At 43.0% G+C, this 18,292-nt stretch carries 21 protein-coding genes; 13 read left to right on the forward strand and 8 right to left on the reverse strand.

The genetic code is table 11. The features are described 5' to 3' along the window. Window positions 1-4: 4 nt before the first annotated feature. From U0035_RS00225 to U0035_RS00240, 4 genes are all read left to right on the forward strand, one after another. Window positions 5-868, forward strand: a complete 864-nt coding sequence (locus tag U0035_RS00225; protein WP_114791314.1) for an AraC family transcriptional regulator — start codon at window positions 5-7, stop codon at window positions 866-868. A gap of 207 nt (window positions 869-1,075) precedes the next feature. Continuing rightward, window positions 1,076-2,098, forward strand: a complete 1,023-nt coding sequence (locus U0035_RS00230) for a GntR family transcriptional regulator (RefSeq protein ID WP_114791315.1) — start codon at window positions 1,076-1,078, stop codon at window positions 2,096-2,098. Window positions 2,099-2,298: 200 nt separating this feature from the next. After that, window positions 2,299-2,808, forward strand: coding sequence for a hypothetical protein (locus tag U0035_RS00235; protein ID WP_114791316.1), 510 nt, complete (start codon window positions 2,299-2,301; stop codon window positions 2,806-2,808). A 707-nt stretch (window positions 2,809-3,515) separates the two neighbouring features. Next, entirely contained in the window at window positions 3,516-3,845 is a 330-nt protein-coding gene (locus tag U0035_RS00240) for a hypothetical protein (RefSeq protein WP_114791317.1), read from the forward strand. A 17-nt stretch (window positions 3,846-3,862) separates the two neighbouring features. Here the strand turns inward: U0035_RS00240 and U0035_RS00245 are convergent, their stop codons facing one another. Further along, entirely contained in the window at window positions 3,863-4,111 is a 249-nt protein-coding gene (locus tag U0035_RS00245; RefSeq protein WP_114791318.1) for a hypothetical protein, read from the reverse strand. Between the two features lie 122 nt (window positions 4,112-4,233). Between U0035_RS00245 and U0035_RS00250 the strand changes: the two genes are divergently transcribed. Both U0035_RS00250 and U0035_RS00255 read left to right on the forward strand, forming a co-directional pair. Continuing rightward, window positions 4,234-4,530, forward strand: a complete 297-nt coding sequence (locus U0035_RS00250; protein ID WP_114791319.1) for a hypothetical protein — start codon at window positions 4,234-4,236, stop codon at window positions 4,528-4,530. Between the two features lie 43 nt (window positions 4,531-4,573). Next, on the forward strand, window positions 4,574-4,756 hold the full coding sequence (locus U0035_RS00255) for a hypothetical protein (RefSeq protein ID WP_114791320.1): 183 nt from the start codon (window positions 4,574-4,576) through the stop codon (window positions 4,754-4,756). 48 nt (window positions 4,757-4,804) lie between these two features. Here U0035_RS00255 and U0035_RS00260 read toward each other — a convergent pair whose 3' ends face one another. Beyond that, entirely contained in the window at window positions 4,805-5,128 is a 324-nt protein-coding gene (locus tag U0035_RS00260) for a transporter (RefSeq protein WP_114791321.1), read from the reverse strand. Window positions 5,129-5,288: 160 nt separating this feature from the next. Here U0035_RS00260 and U0035_RS00265 point away from each other — a divergent pair, with 160 nt between their 5' ends. The 3 genes from U0035_RS00265 to U0035_RS00275 all read left to right on the forward strand — a co-directional run bounded on the left by U0035_RS00265 (window position 5,289) and on the right by U0035_RS00275 (window position 7,478). Next, window positions 5,289-5,510, forward strand: a complete 222-nt coding sequence (locus tag U0035_RS00265; RefSeq protein WP_114791322.1) for a hypothetical protein — start codon at window positions 5,289-5,291, stop codon at window positions 5,508-5,510. 90 nt (window positions 5,511-5,600) lie between these two features. Further along, window positions 5,601-6,191 carry a hypothetical protein gene (locus tag U0035_RS00270; protein WP_114791323.1) on the forward strand — a complete coding sequence of 197 codons (591 nt, stop codon included), beginning with the start codon at window positions 5,601-5,603 and terminating at the stop codon, window positions 6,189-6,191. 36 nt (window positions 6,192-6,227) lie between these two features. Further along, on the forward strand, window positions 6,228-7,478 hold the full coding sequence (locus U0035_RS00275) for a YeiH family protein (RefSeq protein ID WP_211316446.1): 1,251 nt from the start codon (window positions 6,228-6,230) through the stop codon (window positions 7,476-7,478). 66 nt (window positions 7,479-7,544) lie between these two features. Here the strand turns inward: U0035_RS00275 and U0035_RS00280 are convergent, their stop codons facing one another. After that, window positions 7,545-8,996, reverse strand: a complete 1,452-nt coding sequence (locus U0035_RS00280; RefSeq protein ID WP_114791325.1) for a serine hydrolase — start codon at window positions 8,994-8,996, stop codon at window positions 7,545-7,547. 287 nt (window positions 8,997-9,283) lie between these two features. Between U0035_RS00280 and U0035_RS00285 the strand changes: the two genes are divergently transcribed. The 3 genes from U0035_RS00285 (at window position 9,284) to U0035_RS00295 (ending at window position 11,332) form a co-directional block, all read left to right on the forward strand. Further along, window positions 9,284-10,129 (forward strand): TapB family protein, encoded by an 846-nt coding sequence (locus U0035_RS00285; protein WP_114791326.1) that lies wholly within the window; start codon window positions 9,284-9,286, stop codon window positions 10,127-10,129. Window positions 10,130-10,145: 16 nt separating this feature from the next. Further along, window positions 10,146-10,613, forward strand: coding sequence for a GNAT family N-acetyltransferase (locus tag U0035_RS00290; RefSeq protein ID WP_114791327.1), 468 nt, complete (start codon window positions 10,146-10,148; stop codon window positions 10,611-10,613). 173 nt (window positions 10,614-10,786) lie between these two features. Then, a complete protein-coding gene (locus tag U0035_RS00295) occupies window positions 10,787-11,332 on the forward strand; it encodes a cupin domain-containing protein (protein ID WP_162817894.1) in 546 nt (181 codons plus the stop codon). A 143-nt stretch (window positions 11,333-11,475) separates the two neighbouring features. Here U0035_RS00295 and U0035_RS00300 read toward each other — a convergent pair whose 3' ends face one another. The 5 genes from U0035_RS00300 to U0035_RS00320 form a co-directional block, all read right to left on the reverse strand. Continuing rightward, window positions 11,476-12,729: a hypothetical protein gene (locus U0035_RS00300; protein ID WP_114791329.1), complete on the reverse strand. Its 1,254-nt coding sequence runs from the start codon at window positions 12,727-12,729 to the stop codon at window positions 11,476-11,478. Window positions 12,730-12,826: 97 nt separating this feature from the next. Continuing rightward, a complete protein-coding gene (locus U0035_RS00305) occupies window positions 12,827-13,435 on the reverse strand; it encodes a YceI family protein (protein ID WP_114791330.1) in 609 nt (202 codons plus the stop codon). Between the two features lie 18 nt (window positions 13,436-13,453). Continuing rightward, window positions 13,454-13,912, reverse strand: coding sequence for a cupin domain-containing protein (locus tag U0035_RS00310; RefSeq protein WP_114791331.1), 459 nt, complete (start codon window positions 13,910-13,912; stop codon window positions 13,454-13,456). A gap of 393 nt (window positions 13,913-14,305) precedes the next feature. After that, window positions 14,306-15,064: a LytR/AlgR family response regulator transcription factor gene (locus U0035_RS00315; protein ID WP_170138309.1), complete on the reverse strand. Its 759-nt coding sequence runs from the start codon at window positions 15,062-15,064 to the stop codon at window positions 14,306-14,308. Further along, window positions 15,064-16,140: a sensor histidine kinase gene (locus tag U0035_RS00320; protein ID WP_211316447.1), complete on the reverse strand. Its 1,077-nt coding sequence runs from the start codon at window positions 16,138-16,140 to the stop codon at window positions 15,064-15,066. The genes U0035_RS00315 and U0035_RS00320 overlap by 1 nt, the downstream gene beginning before the upstream one ends. 153 nt (window positions 16,141-16,293) lie before the next feature. Between U0035_RS00320 and U0035_RS00325 the strand changes: the two genes are divergently transcribed. Further along, complete coding sequence (locus tag U0035_RS00325; protein WP_245957738.1) at window positions 16,294-18,156, forward strand: UbiD family decarboxylase; 1,863 nt, start codon at window positions 16,294-16,296, stop codon at window positions 18,154-18,156. Window positions 18,157-18,292 lie beyond the last annotated feature (136 nt).

An 18,292-nucleotide genomic window follows, 5' to 3' on the forward strand; every position in this document is an offset into this window, starting at 1 on the left:
CATCATGAAAGCTTATTTTCATAAAGTAACCCAACCTTTTCAAAGTAGCTTCCTGGTGCGTCACGATGTTGCGCCCAACTTTGGTCGTGCGGTTCATTACCATACCGACCTCGAGCTTCATTTAACACTAAAGGGTGAAGGCGTACGTTTTATTGGTGATAAGGTGGCCAGCTTTGAAGCAGGTGATATATTATTATTGGGTGAAAACCTGCCACATGCCTGGCGGGCCAGGGAGAAAGAAGGAACAGGTGTTGAAGCGGTCATCATACAGTTTAAAAAGGATTGCTTTGGACGAGATTTTTTTTCTATTCCTGAGCTCGCGCATATCCGCAATCTATATGATATATCCAAAAAAGGACTGCAATTAAACGGCAACTGCAGGCAACAGGTGGAGACATTGATGATGCAGGCCCTAACGGCTGAGCATTTCAAGCGGGTGCTTATTCTATTAGAGATCCTGCACCTGATTGCAGACTCCAAAGAATACGGACTCATCGCCAGTACAGAGGCGGAGTACAACGTAGACCAGGAAGATGCATGCCGGCTGGACAGGGTACATGCGTACACGCTCGAACATTTTAAAAGAGAGATTAGCCTGGCGGAGATAGCAGAGGTCTGCAACTTAAGCATTACTTCATTTTGCAGGTATTTTAAAACAACCACCAAAACAACCTATTTCGATTTCCTTATACAGGTTCGCGTAAACTTTGCGTGCCGGATGATCATTGAAGACCGGTATTCAATAGCAACTATTTGTTTTGAGTGTGGGTTTAATAATGTTGCTAATTTTTACCGCCATTTTAAAAAGCTAATGCTCATGACACCGATAGAATATAAAAGAAAGTATGCTAAACAACTGGTGGCTTAGGAAAAGTGATAGCATCCTCAGGATAATAGCTTGCATTACATGGCAGCACTTCCGGATGAATCCTATATGATTATTGCCGCCTCAGACAATGCGTTTCTTTGCTTGAATGTTAAGGGATGGATAATCTTCCCTGCTTAAACATTTAAGGATCGCTTAATACTATTAATTTTGCCTGCTATCACAGCGATTGTCAGCAAATGAAATAATATGGGAACCAGAACCGAAAAAAAGTTGAGCATAACAAAGGATTGGCATCTGTCGAAAGTACAGCAGGTAGCCGATACCATCAGGAAGGAAATTGTAAAGGGAGGCCTGAAGAGAGACGATCAGCTGCCTTCCATCAATGATTTTAGCAGAACTTATAGTGTAGCACGCGATACGGTAGAGAAAGCCTACCAGATATTGAAGGACGAACGATATATTGTTTCTATTAAGGGCAGGGGATACTTCGTTAAAGGAATTCCTGCTAAGAAACTCAGGGTGTTATTGGTGATGAACAAGATCAGCGCCTATAAAAAAATTGTCTATAATAGTTTCGTTAAAACATTAGGCGACAAGGCGGTTGTGGATTTGCAGATACATCATTACCGTTTGGATATACTGAAGGATATCGTGGAAACCCGGATGAATCAATACGATCACTTTGTGATCATGCCACATTTTACACATGACACAGACCCCAGGAAGGTACTTGCTTTATTAAAAAGCATTCCTTCAGGAAAGCTGACAATTCTTGATAAAAAGGTAACAGGACTGGATAATCCTGTAGAGGTTTACCAGGATTTTGAAAATGATATTTTTGAAGCCCTGATATCCCAACCGGAATTAATAAATAAATATGATAACCTCGTGGTAATTTTACGAAGCGATGAGTTTCATCCCCGCGAGATTATAAAAGGGATCAGGCGATTTTGCAGGAAGTATAAGAAAAGCTTTACAGTAGCCTCCGGTGCTGAAGATTTAGAGCTGCACCCTGCGACGCTCTATATAGAAACTTCGGAGTCTGATCTGGCTCACCTAATGAAAAAGGCGAAAGAACGAAGGTTCAAACTCGCAAAAGATATCGGCATCATATCCTTCAACGAAACGGTTTTAAAAGACCTGCTTCAGGTTACTGTTGTAACTACCAATTTTGATAAGATGGGCGAAGCTGCAGCAATAACTCTCTTAAACAGGTATCCGCAGCGAACGAAAGTGCCTTTTAATTTCATCAAAAGAAAAACCGTGTAGCAACGCTGCAGGATGGGCACACAGCCGGCCTGATCTGCTTATTAAAGGACTTAGACTATTGCCATCTGTTTCGAACGCCTCTTAAAATAAAAAATGGGGTTAAAATTCCACAATCGCAAAGCTAATCTTGCATAGTCTTTGTTATACATGCGATATAGCAGATCTTTTAATTTGCAGCCCTTAACCTTTAAATTTAATACATGCCTATTCTTACCTTACCCAGCGGACACAGCGTTGCCTGCGATATCTCCTTTCTTTCAGAAGGCAATAAAAATGTTTTACTCACGTATTCGTCGTACGGGGAGCCAGGGACTTACCGGCTTCGGTATAATGAATATGCCGAGGAATATGTAGATGATTCGATGCCCGGTAACAGTCCTACGCCCCGGGTTATTATAGAACAGTTCAACGAATATTTAAAGTCGGGTATAAAAAATCCGGGAATGGCCAGGCAATTTATGGCGACAGATGACAGGTCTCAGTCTTATGCAGATTGTAATCTGCATTTTATAAAAACAGATCGGGGAATTGTTACCGATGGTAATATTGATGTGTACCTGCTGGATGCTCAGAAAGGCACCATTATAACACAGGTCAGATTGGGAAAAGATAAATCCGGATGCAGGGTGAATCCCGGTTATCCTGAGATTGACACCAAATTTCTACAGATGATTGCATCTGAGGCCGGGCGTTATCGGCTGGCTGTATAAATAATTAAGTAACTTTTTCAGATTTCCTGTTTTAATTGAGCCGGTCGGTTGCAGAGCCAACTGGCTTTTTAGGTTGTAATACTTTTCCAGAAGCCGGTGTGGAGTAGCAGGTCAATTAATTTAGATCCTCGCTGATCAATACAACCTCGTGGAGACGCCGCTGCAATATTTGTAGATCTCTTTATAAGAGCCGGGTAGATTTACCAATCTCTTTATTGCAGTAGACTTAAGTCCCCCACATGTCATTTATAAAATCTGACTCGACAGTTCCCCCTAATTGTGCAATCTATTTTTTCAGGAACTTTCCCTGCGCCAGCCCAGCCAGGCGTATCTCCAGCAGGCTGCCCTGACCTGCTTATCCGATAAAGATTACATTCTTTTCGTTCTTCTGAATACTTCAGGGTTAGCGAATTTTCGCAGGATAAGTATATCCACCGAGTAGCGATCAGATAAGTATGATGATATCGAGTTAAACCACAACCCGCACGCCGGTTAATTAATTGACTTCCGAAAATCCATAACATAAAAGAAAATAGGGGCTTATTCATTTGAGCAAAGTCGGTTTGCATACTACACATGCATAAAACGTGGACACAAACGTGTAGCGCTTTCAACAGTATGTGGAACGAGTTTACTATTTATGGCTTTTTGGGTCGATTGGTATACTACTTGCATTTGGTAAATAGTAACCTCTAAAATCTTATACTATGACACAGATGATTATACCCATGGAGATGCAGGTGCGCCTGGATTATGAACGTAAAGACTGGCCTCCGCTGGTACGCGAGCTAAGGCCTATTATATGGGAAGAAGGTCCCAGCTATTGTTGTTTACTTGGTCCGGATTTCAGGGAGGGTATTTTAGGCTATGGCCCTACGATAGAAGAAGCCGTGGCGGATTGGGAACTGCATGTACAGGAGCGTCTGGAGCATCATGAGCCCGGTGATGAAATAGCCGCATTTATTGAAGAGACGCTCCAGGTGCCCGGAATCAAAAGTGGTACGGGCGATCGCAACCCCATCCGCTACGAGGCATAGCGGCAAATGATAGTTGATCAGGTCGCTTTGCCTTTATGGTCCCAGTGATCCTTTATGATTTGCCCATCCTGTTTTACCAATCGCCTGGCAAAACGATCGCCCTTAATCCTGCCGTCGGCCTGCTTTTTTCCTAAGAACAGCAAAATTGGAAAGCCCTCTTCATCCGTTTTAAATGCAAGGTCGTGGTTGCCAAAAGTTTTTTCGACGATGCTTAAAGGCGGGTAGCGCTTTTGCAGTATTTTTTGAATTGGAGGACCGAGCTTCATATATAATTATTATAAAGTAAGAATATTGTGAGTACATCTAAAGTTTACACAAAGCGTGCCTTTTTTAGGAGATGATCATCGATTGGAGTCATTGACAACAGCTATACAATAAACTCATTATTATGAAACAAATGGATATACCTGGAAACCGGGTTATTGATATTAATTACGAGAGTGACAATTTATCAAAAGCAGTAAAGGATCTGAGGCCGGTAGTTTGGGCGGATGAACGGGGATATTGCTGCCTTTTAGGCCCGGATCCGCAGGAAGGTATTATGGGCATCGGCAATACTATAGAAGTCGCATTAAATGATTGGGAACAACAATTACGGGAACGGGTGCGTACTGCTGGTGTGTCCGACGATCTGGCTCAATATGTGATCGATACTCTGCGCATCTCGAAGGATGACGTATGGTAGATTCCAGACAGCCATGCTTTTTTTAATGCTTTAAAAAATAGATATGAAAAAATTACTGGTAATCACTTTTTTGGCAGGGCTCTTTAGCTGCGGTAATGAACAAGGTGGAGGCGAACCCCAATTTGTAGATAGTAATAATACCAAGATCAGGGATGGCCGTACAGGACCAATAGCCGATACGGTCTGGAGTGGTAAAGAAAATGAATCAGATACTCTTATAGATTAAAGTGCTCTAAAACGTTGCAGATACTCAAACGGTCTGCTGGCTAAGTTGTCAGGGAAGTCTGAATGCAATTCCTCCAGCAACAAATTGATTGGGTTCATGATAGGCAACACTTGCCCCTCCGGATAAATAAATCTGCACATGGTTTCCCGGCTGGTAGGCCCAACCACCTCCTATATTATTGTGCCCTGATTTGCCTACACCATATTGTGCATAATATTCCAGGAACAACTCCGGCGGATCGCAAATATGATAATGTAAAGACCCATTAGCCAACCAAACCCATTCTGTAGAAAACACCTCCTGTTGGGCACCTGCATTATAATCGAGCTTCCATTTTGACGATAGCTTATTTTCAAACGCTATTAACAGGATAGGTGGCCTATGTGCTCCGGTACTACTGGTTCGATAGTCCCGAAGCTTAAAGAAAAACTGCTTTTCAGATTGTGTTTTCGAATGGGTTGCTTAACCTATGCTATATCCGGTAAAGAAAGAATCCCTTTGGATCGTATAGAAAATAATAGAAATTAATTTTTTGCCAATTGATAATTTATTAACTGAAACCGGGTGCCAGGTATGGCTGGGGTTTGCTGAATTCATAGCAGGATTTTTACTATTGTTCAGGCGTACCACTGCTGTCGGAGCGGCATTGGCTTTTGTGGTATTTGGCAATATAGCCATCTCCAACCATGCTTATGATATCGGCGAACAGGTGCCCAGCGCCTTAATGTCGCTGTTGGCTTTATTCGTTTTATGACAATATCTTCCCTATATTTATCGCGTATTAGTTAAAGAGGAGAATGTAATAGTACCTGTTTATTTATTTGCCTGGTATGAAGTAAAGGCTGTGCGAACGAATGATTTTTATAAACTGCCCAATACACCGGGATTAGCAGATGTAAGTGGTATATACGGGGTGAGCCAATTTAAACGGAACGGGATAGAACATTCTTATAATCCTTTGGATACAGCCAGGTGGCAGGATGTGATTTTTGAAAAATGGTCTTCGATGGGGGTGCGATACGTAAATAAACCACAGCAGATGGCCATGTTTTCTGCAGGCAGCTATCCCAGGGTGGGAGAACCTTACGACGGAAAACTGCATTTCGATTGGAGAGGGGATTTGAGAAGATACCATCTTGAAGCCAACGGAACATTTTCAAAGGAGCCGAAATGGCCAAGGGATGTAAAAATAGACTGGGAATTTGCAGGAATGCAGGGCAGGACGTTTTACTATTATGAAGCTGATACGGTCAATCATTTGCTTCAGTTGATGAATAAGAACCGCTATCACAGGGAGGAAAAGATGGTGCTGGAATTTGCTCGCCCTAATTCCAATACCATTATATTAAAAGGAATGGATGATCGAAAGGATTCTCTTTATATCGTATTAAATAAGAGTGATCATCAGGATCCTTTACTCAACAAAAATAAATAGACGGAACCAACAAACAGGTTTCGCGAAACGATGAATATGAAAAAATCAAGTGTACTTACTGAAGATTGGTCGGCTGTAGTTATAGGCTTCTTCATTATTGTTGTGACTGTTTTCGGGCTTCGGCTGGCGGCTCCCACCTTTAAATGGGCTGATGCTGCAGGCCTGCTGTCAGGTGTGTTGTCTGCTGAGAATTTTTTGAAGATATTGATCCTCTTCTTATTTGTATATGTCATGGCGATAGCCGGGGCTGTTTTAATGGGCAAGCCGGTTAAGGGAATCGCCCGGTCGCTGCCCGTAGTCTATATTATCACTATACTGGCATCTGTTGCGGGTGGATATGACGGCATTAAAACCCTGAACCTCGAAACGGTGATCTTTTGTTTGTTCTTAGGCCTGTTGATCCGCAACCTGGTAAAACTTCCCGAATGGTTTTATCAATCATTGTCTTCAGAGTTTTTCGTTAAAATTGGTCTTGTCTTGTTAGGTATCAGCGTTATATTTTCCGATATCCTGAAGGCCGGCTCCTTGGGTTTGATTCAATCCCTGCTGGTGGTACTTTCAGTATGGTATTTTTCTTTCTGGCTTTGCAAGAAAATGAAGGTAGATAAAGAGCTCACCATGATGCTCTCCAGTGCTGTGTCCATCTGCGGCGTATCTGCAGCGATTGCTACATCAGGTGCTATTAAAGGCGATTCCAAAAAATTGTCGCTGGTGGTTTCGCTGGTATTGATCACAGCCGTGCCGATGATGATCTTTATGCCCTGGATCGCACATCAATTAGGCCTGAGTGAAGAAGTGACCGGAGCCTGGTTGGGTGGAACTATCGATACAACAGGAGCTGTAGTGGCATCCGGCACATTAGTGGGCGAAACAGCGCTGAAAATAAGTACGATTGTAAAGTTCTCCCAGAACGTATTGTTAGGTATTGCTGCTTTTGCTATTTCTATTTACTGGTCTTACACCAAAAAAGACGTTAGTGAGCAGGAGAAGCCCACGCTTAAAATTATATGGGAGCGCTTTCCCAAATTCGTATTGGGTTTTATACTGGTGTCTGTTATTTTTTCTTTCTTTGTGAGCGCAGAGGTAACGGAAGCGGTTAAGCCCCAGCTGAAAAGCATACAGGGCTTCTGGTTTGCCTTGGCTTTTACCTGTATCGGCCTGGAAACTAATTTCAGGGATCTATTTGGAACGCATAACCGCAAACCCTTACTGGCCTTCCTGGGTGCGCAAACCTTTAATATTTTTATCACATTGGTGATCGCCTATTTCCTGTTTAGAAATGCTTAATAGCGGTATTATGGAAATGGTAAATGGCGTTTTAATCAACGGCAGATCCGGAATGCGTGTTGAGGCCTAATCGACTCTTATGGCTTCAAAATCTTTTCCACCCTGGAGAAAAACAATTTTAGAAGCTTTTTTACCTGCCTCGTTAATAAACTTAAATTTTGCGTCGGGGATTTCTGCAAATTCAAGCTCATTACCGGTTGTAAAGCGTGCTTTGTAGTTGACTGCCGGAAACCTGCTTTGACGGAAATAAAGATCATTGTTCACTAAAGCTACCTTTATGGTATCACCCGGTAATTGGTAATTTCCTGTATATAATTCCATTTGATCTGCAGGAACCGTTACAGTTTTCCTGATTGATGGCGTATAAAAACCTTTCCAGTTGTATACCCTGGCCACACTATTTAAGAGCTCGCTTATTACAGAGAAATCCTCTCCATTGGTCATTATAACGATACCATCGCCACCTTCTAAAGTACCATAGGAGGTACATAGAAAAGCTTCATTACCGCCGTTATGAATAAAAAATCTACGATCGCCCCGGGAAATAATCACCACACCCAGCGCTGACTCCTTGCCCAAAACAGGTGTCATGCGGGTTTGCATCATGGATGGAGATAATACTTTTTGGGAAGCGCCCTTAAGGGTTAGCTGGCATTCTATAATATACTTCGCAAGATCGGTTGGTGTAGTCCAGAGGCCAGCGGCAGCCTGCTCCGGATAGATATGATATTTCCCTTTTACGGGTTTTCCATTTGTATAATACCCTGTGGCCAGGTTGAGCGTGTCAGAAATAGGTTGCTCAAAACTGCTGTTGCTCATACCCAGGGGTTTCAAAACAGCATCTCTCATATATTCATGATACCGTTTACCTGTAATATCTTCTACGATCAGCTGTGAAATGGTAGTGCCGCCGCCCGAATACTGTAATTTGGTGCCAGCTTCAAATTGGGATCTTACAGCCTGTGTATTGGCCGGAGAATGGCCATCGAGTATTTGCTGTAGTACCGGTAGTTTGCTGCCACGCTCATATCCCGGAAAACCGTGAACCCCAAGGCCCGCGGTATGACTCAGCAAATGATAGATATTGATTTTCGTCTTAACTGAATTAGAGTCATAGGGAAACTTCCAGCTCTTTAAAAGTGTATTAACGTCTGCCTCCGGATCTATTCTCTTTTCTTCTACCAGTTTAAGGATGCCCATGCTGTTGAGGCTCTTACTGATAGAAGCTGCCTGGAAACGCGTGTTATTCGTAACTTTACTACTAGAAGCCTCATCTGCCCAACCATACCCTTTTGCCCAGTGAATTTGATAGTTTTTAATCACCGCGATGCTCAATCCTTTGACGCCTGTCTCCTTCATTCTTTGCTCAATGTTTAGAGCGGGAACGGTTTCACCATAAACAATATCAGGTGCCAAATGATTTTCTACTTTTTGAATAGTATCATTAACAGACGGCAAATTATTTTGGGCTATACCCCCAACCGGTAAAAGTAAACATACTAATAGGTATCGTTTCATGCGAATCTTTTTACAGCTTATCTAAGGTAACAGAAAGTACCGGTAATACATGCCTTTTTTGTTTGGTTATTTTGATGTATTCTGTTGGCAACTGACCAGCTTATGCGGCGGGATCTGCATACAATCCGGTTCTAATCATTGCCATGTTAAGAACAAGACTATCTTAAAGTATAGTCAAACATCTATCAATCCTGTTATCGGGCAACAAATGCTGGTTTACGGCGCCGGTTCTTCAAAAGACATATACCCGTGGCTACATTTGTGCATAAAGTAAAAATCTAACAACCATGTATTATCCATCAGTTAACAACCTGCTTCGCCTTGGAGTAGCTTTCTTTTTAATGATCAGTATAGGTACTGGCTGCGAACAGGCCGTGGAAGACTTGGGCGATCCGCAAAATTCTGATAAAACTTCGGGTTTTATTCCCGGTGGAAACAGGAAGTATATTTATAGTGTTGAAAGTGACGGAGGCGCCGGTGGCACGGTAACACAGAGCGTTTCGGGTACCAGGGATTCGGCGGGCATCACTGTTTATAACCTGCAGTCAGTGATACAGGCAAGCGGTGCTTCTATGACCCTGAACAATAACCTGTTTGTTATCGGTGGCAAAACATATACCGAAATAAAGGTACCGGATGCCTGGTACCAATATGTAACCTTATTTAACCAGATGCCTAATGTAAGAGTGACAAAAGCTGTAGTGAATGGATACCCGGCCTACATGGTGATGGACAATGCTTTAAAAGACGGCGGTAAAATTGCTGTTTCAGGTCCGCAGGTGCAGGAGCAATTGATAGAATATACAAATAATGGCAACCTGGGCTCTGTTAAGCAGGAAATAGTACATATAACGGGAACGGGCAAAGTAGAAACTATTAAAGTTCCTGCAGGTTCTTTTGTGTGCAGCCGTTTTTCTTATGAAGTGGCTACAACGATCACTACCAGGGTCGGTCATACACAGGAGACGGCCAATGGTAACGAAAAGATAACAGTCTGGATGGCACAAGGTGTAGGTATAGTAAAGCAACAGTCTGACGCAACCCTGGTATCAGTTATTCCCCTGCCTACCGGGGAAATTAAAAAGATTGTAACCAATACCGCTTCCACTACCACACTTCAAAATATTCAGTAACCCGGCAGTAAGAACCATGAATCGTATTGACATTAAATTGGTAGCTTCTGATGACTACAGGCTATTATCGTTAATCGCTGCCTGGTACCAGGCAGAATGGGGCATACCAGTAACAGATACCGTTAATAATTTACGTGCTGTAACCGCCGACAGTTACCAGTTTCAAATGGTCCTTTCTGTAAATGGCAAAGCGGTCGCCACAGGTGGGATCTACAACCATGTTAGCCTGCTCAACCATAAACCTGACCTAAACGTATACAAAAAATGGCTGGCCCAGGTGTACACCCTACCCGGTGAAAGGGGCCGGGGCTATGGCATTCTTCTTTGTAAACAAATCCAGGATCATTGCAGTGCCCTTGCATTTGAGAAGATATATTTGTTTACCCACACAGCCGGGCCTATGTATGAGAAATTAGGCTGGTCAACAATTCAGCGTTTAGCGATAGGTAACAGGAATATAGCTGTCATGGAAAAGGCCCTCTAAGCCCTGGGATCTCGTAGCTCATACTGAAACATAGCGGAACACACATAGACGGAGTAAAGGCTTAGCCCGGCTGTAAGTAACAGCTGAGCTAAACCTTGTTCATCGCCAAAAATGCGATAAGCGATATTGATAAGCAACGGACCTGTAACGATTTCAAATTTTTAATATTTTATATGGAAAGAACAATTGTAAATCCTGTGATCAAAGACCAGGTTACGTTTAAACAAACTGCAAAAGATATAAAGGGCGGTATAACCCGTTTGGAAGTTACGTTAATGCCGGGTGGAGGTACACCGCCACACTATCACAGGAATTTTTCTGAAACCTTTATCGTTCATTCCGGCGCTTTAACCATTCAATTAAAAAATAGAACCCTGGTCCTTGATGCGGGTCATCAGCTAACGGTAGAGCCGGGACAGTTACACCGTTTTACCAACACCACTGCAGCAGCTGTACATTTTACTACGATTGTAGAGCCTGGATCGGAAGGTTTTGAAAATGCCCTGCATATTTTATATGGATTGGCCGGAGATAATCAAACTGACGACAAGGGTAATCCCAGGAGCTTGTTGGCCCTGGCTGTTATTTCCCATATAAGCGATATGCGACCAGGCGGTGCAGGCGCTTTAATGATACCTTTCTTGGGACTGCTGAATTTTATTGCCAAAATTTCGGGTTATGATAAGAAGCTGGTAGCAAGATATTGTATAAATGCTTAATCATATGATTAGAAAAGCGTACCAGGATAGGGCAGATGGTGCTAACACAATCCATGTAAGTGCACTGATGCTTATTAATTAAAAAGTCCGGGGCATTAAACCGCTCCGGACTTTTGCGAAAAGCAATAAAACATGCAGACAATTTAATAGGTTCGCCGTATTCGGAATGATCCATACATACTCCTCGCACTAACATCACAATTTTCCAGCTTGTAAAGCGTACCCTGGAAACTACCCTGTACAATACCCCCGCCACTTTCCCCGAATGTTTCAAAAACAATAGAGCCTTCTGCATATACTTTTTCGAAAGTTTCGCATTCGGTGTAATCGCTCTCATAGGTTTTAAACTGATAGGTGCCCGTGCAGGTTGCCTTTTTAGGATCTGTGAGTTTGCCGAAACTATATTTGCCCAACACTGTTCCATTGGTATGAAAAGAGATAGCATCATTACCCGCGGTAGCCGTCATAATAGCCTGGCCATTGAACACGCCAAGACTAAAAAATATACCGGTACATTTCTGGCCGCTAATGGTCCATACTACATATTCCTCGGGCATTATCGTAAGTTTTCTTCTTACAATAACCAATCCGCCGTTGCCGGGCCTTTTGGGATCTGATCGCTTTACAAGGTTTTTAACCGTTACTTCAATGAGCGCTTCAGACTTTTTATCGGTGTCGGGTGCTTTGTATTTGACAACTGCACTTTTTCCGCCTGAAATGGAACCGCCGCCTGCTACCACTTTCCAGCCGACGATCTGGTCACGTTTTATGTCAGATCCCAAAACCACACCCGAGGCTACGTCTTCGTCCAGTATATGAGCCGTTAATTCAATCTCTTCACCGGAACCTACTTCATTTTTAGGAGCGTGAATAGATACTTCTCTCAAAATGCCCCAGTCACTGAAGTGAGTTGTTGAAACTTTCAGGGTTTGAGCCGCGGGGTCCAGGGCACAATCCAATACCTTATGCCATAATCCATCATTGCTTTGAAAACAGGGGTAAAGAAGCGCCGCATCGGTTCCGGCAATATCGGCATCTGTATATTTAAAAGTGATTTCGACCGGTTTTTTAAGGGTGATGTTTTCTGGTAAGATCCGGAATAAGCGCCCGGTGGCAACTGCACTATTAGGTTGGATTTCCTGAATCGAAAATTCAGTTTCGGCGTCAACAGCGCCGGCAGGTACCCGGACCGAAATGTACTGATCGGGTATGGATATCGAACCGCCATTGACACCAATGCTGGCTTTCGTTGCCACACCTATTGGTTGACCGGGCATAGTTTTTAAAGGAACTGAGGGACCGGCGCCGGTATGGGTATCATTCTTTTTACAGGAGATAGTAAAAATAAGCCAGCCTGCCAGGCATAAAAATTTTATCAGGCTCTTGCTTTTTGTCATAAAGGATTTGTTTTGATTCATAAAAAATGGCCTGCTCCTGGTTGCCGGAGCAGGCTGTTGGCAGATCGTCCTGCCATTGAATGCCCGCGTCAGGCGGCTAAGAAGTTGATTTGTTAAGATGGAGTTTCAGTTTAATATCTACCTCCGGAAGAATGTATAGCTGTTGCTCCGGATCGTTGTAGCTATTCATTCCCCATTGAAGACGCTTTAGCTTGAAGCTGCCCTCTGCAGAAATTTTTTCTTTTTCTGTTTTGATTACGGCAGGGATTTCTATGCTGTGAGTTTGCCCTATCATGGTAAAGTCGCCGGTGATCATCATATTAGCGTTTGAGCCGGTTTGACTATAGGGCTCAACCTTCGTTATATGAAAGCTGGCATCGGGATGAACTGCGAGGTTGAAAAAATCAGGACTTTTCAGGTGATTTAACAAGGCTTCCCGTTCAGCTTCATTGGTGAGATCAAAATTGCTGATACTGGCAATTGGAATGGTGAAGTCTCCCCCTGTTATTTTACCTTTTCCATCGGTTTGAAGATGGCCCGATACTTTAAAAGCGCCTTCATGAAAATGGGTAGGTGCACTGCCTTTCCATTCAATTGCAGAGTTTTGCTCGTTCACTTTATAATCAACAGCCGAAATCGACTCTTTGTCCGAACAGGCTGTAAGAATCATAATTGTGAAAAACAGGTAATAGATTTTTTGCTTCATTTTTTGTTTGTTTAAAGGTTATATAAAATTTATCTGGTAGGTATTAGTGGTCACATCCAGCATTGCCTTCAGCCTTTCAGCTGATGGCGCCCGGGGAACGGTAAGCGTTTGTGGTAAAGACTCAAGAGGTTCGCTGAATTCTATAAAATAATTCCAGAGTTTACCTGGGGTTATAAGGTTAATAAAGACGGCCTGACCTGTAATGATCTTAAACGAATGAGAAATATTACGTGGAGCAAACAGGGCATCGCCCTTTCTTAGCGTGGTACAGCGATTGGCAATAGTAACGCTCAGCTCCCCGTCAAGCACGTAAAAGGATTCATCTTCATTGGTATGTATGTGGGGTGGTGGTTCAGCACCTCTCGGCAATGTAAATTCAAGTAATGAGAACAGGTTACCCGTTTGTTCCGGTGTAATCAGTGACCTGAAATATCCCCCCTGGTAGCTTCTGTACAAAGGTTCTTTTAATGTATCCATTTCATTTTTTCTTTTTGATATAAATAGTGGTTGAACAGGTAAAGAATTACCGCCGGGTAAACAGCGGTAACCGTGCAGCAGTAACCATCCTGCGGGTGGGCCAGCCAGGGCGTCATGCTCTTGTTACCTGTTTTTTAAAAAATTTGTGTATGGTGCTTTCAAGGGCTTTTCGCGGGATGCGAACAGAATGTAAGTACCATTTTTTATTTCCTTGCGCTAAGGAGATGCAAGATTGAGATTATTTTAATATCTATACAAATACCAGCGATGTATACGCTGTTTAGGCGGCAAAGGATAGGTTTTGTAGACGGATGTTTACGGGCATTTTTTTAATGAACATATAATAGCTAAGTGCCGCTTCAGGCAATTATAGCAGTTTGTAATTTCCCTGGTCTATTCCGGCTGGGGCCGGTATAAAAACCCGGTGTCGGGATTGAACTGTTGTGCGCAGATTTGTTTATAATTACGTCCGATAGGAATCTGAGTGCCTGAAATAACAATATGGTTAGGGTTATAACCTTCAACCCTGTTTACAGGTATGATAAAGGACCGGTGAATGCGCATGAATTCACCAAGGGGAAGCAGTTTTTCGGTTACACTGATTTTTTGCTTGGTTTGAAAAGATTTATCCGCGGTCACTACTTTGATATAGTCTTTTATGCTTTCGATCCACAAAATATCGCTGGTGTTTATCTTTAGAAGCCGGCGTTCAACACGGATGTACAGGTAATGAGCAACGGGCGGCGTTGACGCATCTGCAGGGGTTTCAATCGATTGAGTGGTTTTAAAGTCTGCGCTTAAAAAATGCCTGACCTTATCAATAGCCTGTAGAAAGCGTTTAAGTGGAACCGGCTTTAGTAAATAATCTATGGCATTCAGATCAAAACCTTCAATGGCATATTCCTGGTAAGCGGTAGTGAAAATGATCAGCGGGGGCGATTTCAGGCTCCTGACAAGATCTGTCCCCAAAAGGCGTGGCATTTTTATGTCGAGGAATATCAGGTCTACCCTGGTATTTTGTATCATTTGAAACGCCTCCAGGGCATTGCTGCAGGCACCTATGATTTCAAGCTCTGGTATATGCGTTGCATATCTCCTGATAATTTCCAGTGCATGGGGTTCATCATCAACTATTACCGTGCGGATCTTCATTATGAATGTTTACCCTTTAAATATAACTGAATATTTAACTCGGCAATAAAGCAGTCTGCTTCATTTAAATAAGTGAATGTATGTCTTCCCGGATATAGCAGGTCCAGTCTTTGTTGCAGGTTATGTAAGCCTATGCCATTGAATTTCGGGCTGCTATTATTTATGACGGGTTGTTCTGGTTTGCTATTGGCTACCTTAAATATCATGGTGTCTTCATGAATATATAAATCAATATTGATCCAGGGCATTTCGGTAGTTTCGGCGGCACCATGTTTGAAAGCATTTTCTACAAGAGGTAACATGAGCAGGGGTGCAATTTTTAGATCATTTGCAGGACTGGTCATATTTACGTTTAGTTCTAATCTTTTTTCGTAGCGAAGTTTTTCTAAACTGATGTAATTGCTTAGGATCTCAATATCTCTTTTTAATAATACCTGCTCGCTGGTACATTCGTATAAAACATACCGGAGTATATTGGATAGCCCTAGCACCACCTCCGGGGTTTGAGGTGAATTGTTTAATGAAAGCGCATAAAGATTGTTTAACGAGTTAAAAAGAAAATGCGGATGTAATTGTCCCTTTAAAAAGTTAAGTTCTGATTGCAACAGAACCCGCTTCCGCTCATTCCATAAAATGAATAGCTTAACTGTTACACATATCCAGGCTACAGTATTGGTTCGCTCTATCGCGTTTACAAAATCACCAGGGTGAGTAAGTTGTTTCCACCTGGACAGGCTGAGCGATGGCCAGGTAAAGCTGCTGTCCCGTATCGTATAAAATTTAAATATATAGGGATTGGTAATGTACACTTCCACAAACCGGTATAGGATTGCGATCAGCGGCATCGTAAGCAGCAAAAGCAAAAAAGTCTGAATATACTTATCACGAAAGAAAAACCGGGGCAATATCCAATTTGAAATAAGAGAGAAATAACACATATGTACCGGTAACAGTATCAGAACTACCACTATTCCGAGTTCGTAGCTTCCATAGGCGGTACCGTAAATAAACAGCAACAGGCTAAAGGATATCAGCCAGTAAAATAAGGGTCGGAGCGCCTGAAGTCTGTTTGTCAAGAAGCCTGTTTTGAATGATCGTAAAGTTAAGCTCCTCTGTCAATATTTTTAATATTGGTAGATAAAAGTATGCTTTGGTCGACGAATGCAGGGAAATCATGGTATTTACAGCAATAATGATAATGTGTTGCCGAGCTGATTTTAATTCTATTTTTGCCGCAAATTGTAGAAAGCATTATGGGGTATAGCAGTTTGGCGGCATGTGTTACAGACCTGGAACAAAATGGTCACCTGGTACGTATAAAAGAAGAAGTAGATCCTTACCTGGAAATGGCGGCCATCCATATGCGGGTATACGATGTGCAGGGGCCTGCTCTTTTTTTCGAAAATATAAAAGGCTCCCGGTTTCCCGCAGTCTCCAATCTTTTTGGAACCCTGGATCGTTCGCGCTTTATGTTTCGCGACTCGCTGGATCATGTGAAGAAACTGGTAGATGTAAAGATGAACCCCATGTCGGTGCTCAAAAAACCTTTAAGTTATATCGGCTCTTCTATGACTGCGCTGGGGGCGTTGCCCTGGAAAAAAAGAGCCAATGCCCCGATCTTGTATGGGCAGACCACCATTTCGGAACTGCCACAGGTGGTAAACTGGCCCATGGATGGTGGTGCCTTTGTTACCATGCCGCAGGTATACTCAGAAGATGTAATGCAACCGGGTATTATGCATGCCAACCTGGGTATGTACCGTATCCAGCTTTCAGGCAACGAATATATTGCTAATAAAGAAATTGGCTTACACTACCAGCTGCACCGGGGTATTGGTGTGCACCAAACCAAAGCCAATGCTTTAGGTAAACCCTTAAAAATATCAATTTTCGTAGGCGGTCCGCCTTCACATCCCTTATCGGCGGTAATGCCATTGCCTGAAGGATTGTCTGAGATGATCTTTGCGGGAGCGCTGGGTAACAGGCGCTTTCGTTACTTCTATGACGAAGAAGGATTTTGCATTTCTGCTGATGCAGATTTTGTAATTACGGGAACGGTATATCCCAACGAGAATAAGCCGGAGGGGCCTTTTGGAGACCATATAGGTTATTACTCCTTGACGCATCCTTTTCCCCTGATGAAAGTGCATAAGGTATACCATAAAAAAAATCCCATCTGGTCGTTTACTGTGGTAGGGCGCCCGCCCCAGGAAGATACCAGTTTTGGTGCATTGATCCATGAAATAACCGGTGCTGCCATTCCGCAGGAGATCAACGGCCTGCATGCGGTACATGCAGTAGATGCAGCAGGCGTTCATCCGTTGTTATTTGCAATAGGCAGTGAACGTTATACTCCTTACCAGAAAACAGAACGTCCGCAGGAGCTCTTAACCATAGCTAACCAGATATTGGGAAAGAACCAGCTAAGCCTGGCCAAATACCTGTTCATAGCTTCTTATGCCGACGATCCGGGGTTAGATATTCATGACGTACCAGGCTTTTTGAGTCATATATTAGCACGTATTGACTGGACCCGCGATGTGCATTTCCAAACCAATACCACTATCGATACCTTGGATTATACCGGTGATGGGTTGAATGCAGGCTCGAAAGTAGTTTTCGCAGCTGTGGGTGCTCCGCAACATCAGTTGGCTAAAGAGCTCCCGGCAGGTATCAGTTTACCACAACCGTTTACCCATGCAAAAATGGCTTTACCTGGAGTTATGGTGGTAGATGGCGCGGCATTTACAAATTATGCGCAGGAAGCAACGATCATAGAAAACTGGACAAAACATATTGCCGCCGATTCTCTTACCGGGATACGGTTGATTGTAATAGCTGATGATGCAGGCTTCACTGCCGCCACAGATGATAACCTGGTTTGGGTAGCATTTACCCGCAGTAATCCGGCTTATGATATTTATGGGGTTGACAGTTTCACCCAATTTAAACACTGGGGATGCCGGGGACCATTGATCATCGACGCCCGTACCAAACCTCACCATGCGCCCGCATTGATAAAAGATCCGGCTGTGGAACGCAGGGTAGACCGGTTGGGTGAAAAGGGAGCCTCCTTACAAGGAGTTATTTAAAGGGATCCTGATAGACAGGTTGATATCAACTTTGACAGAAAAACATTAAGGAATTAAGGTCATTAAGATGAGTATACCTGCTGTTTCTTAACGCTTCATTTCCTGAATGTTTTAATGGTTTAACGTAAATGCAGAT

This window comes from Niabella yanshanensis (assembly GCF_034424215.1).
In the GTDB taxonomy this organism is placed as follows: domain Bacteria; phylum Bacteroidota; class Bacteroidia; order Chitinophagales; family Chitinophagaceae; genus Niabella; species Niabella yanshanensis.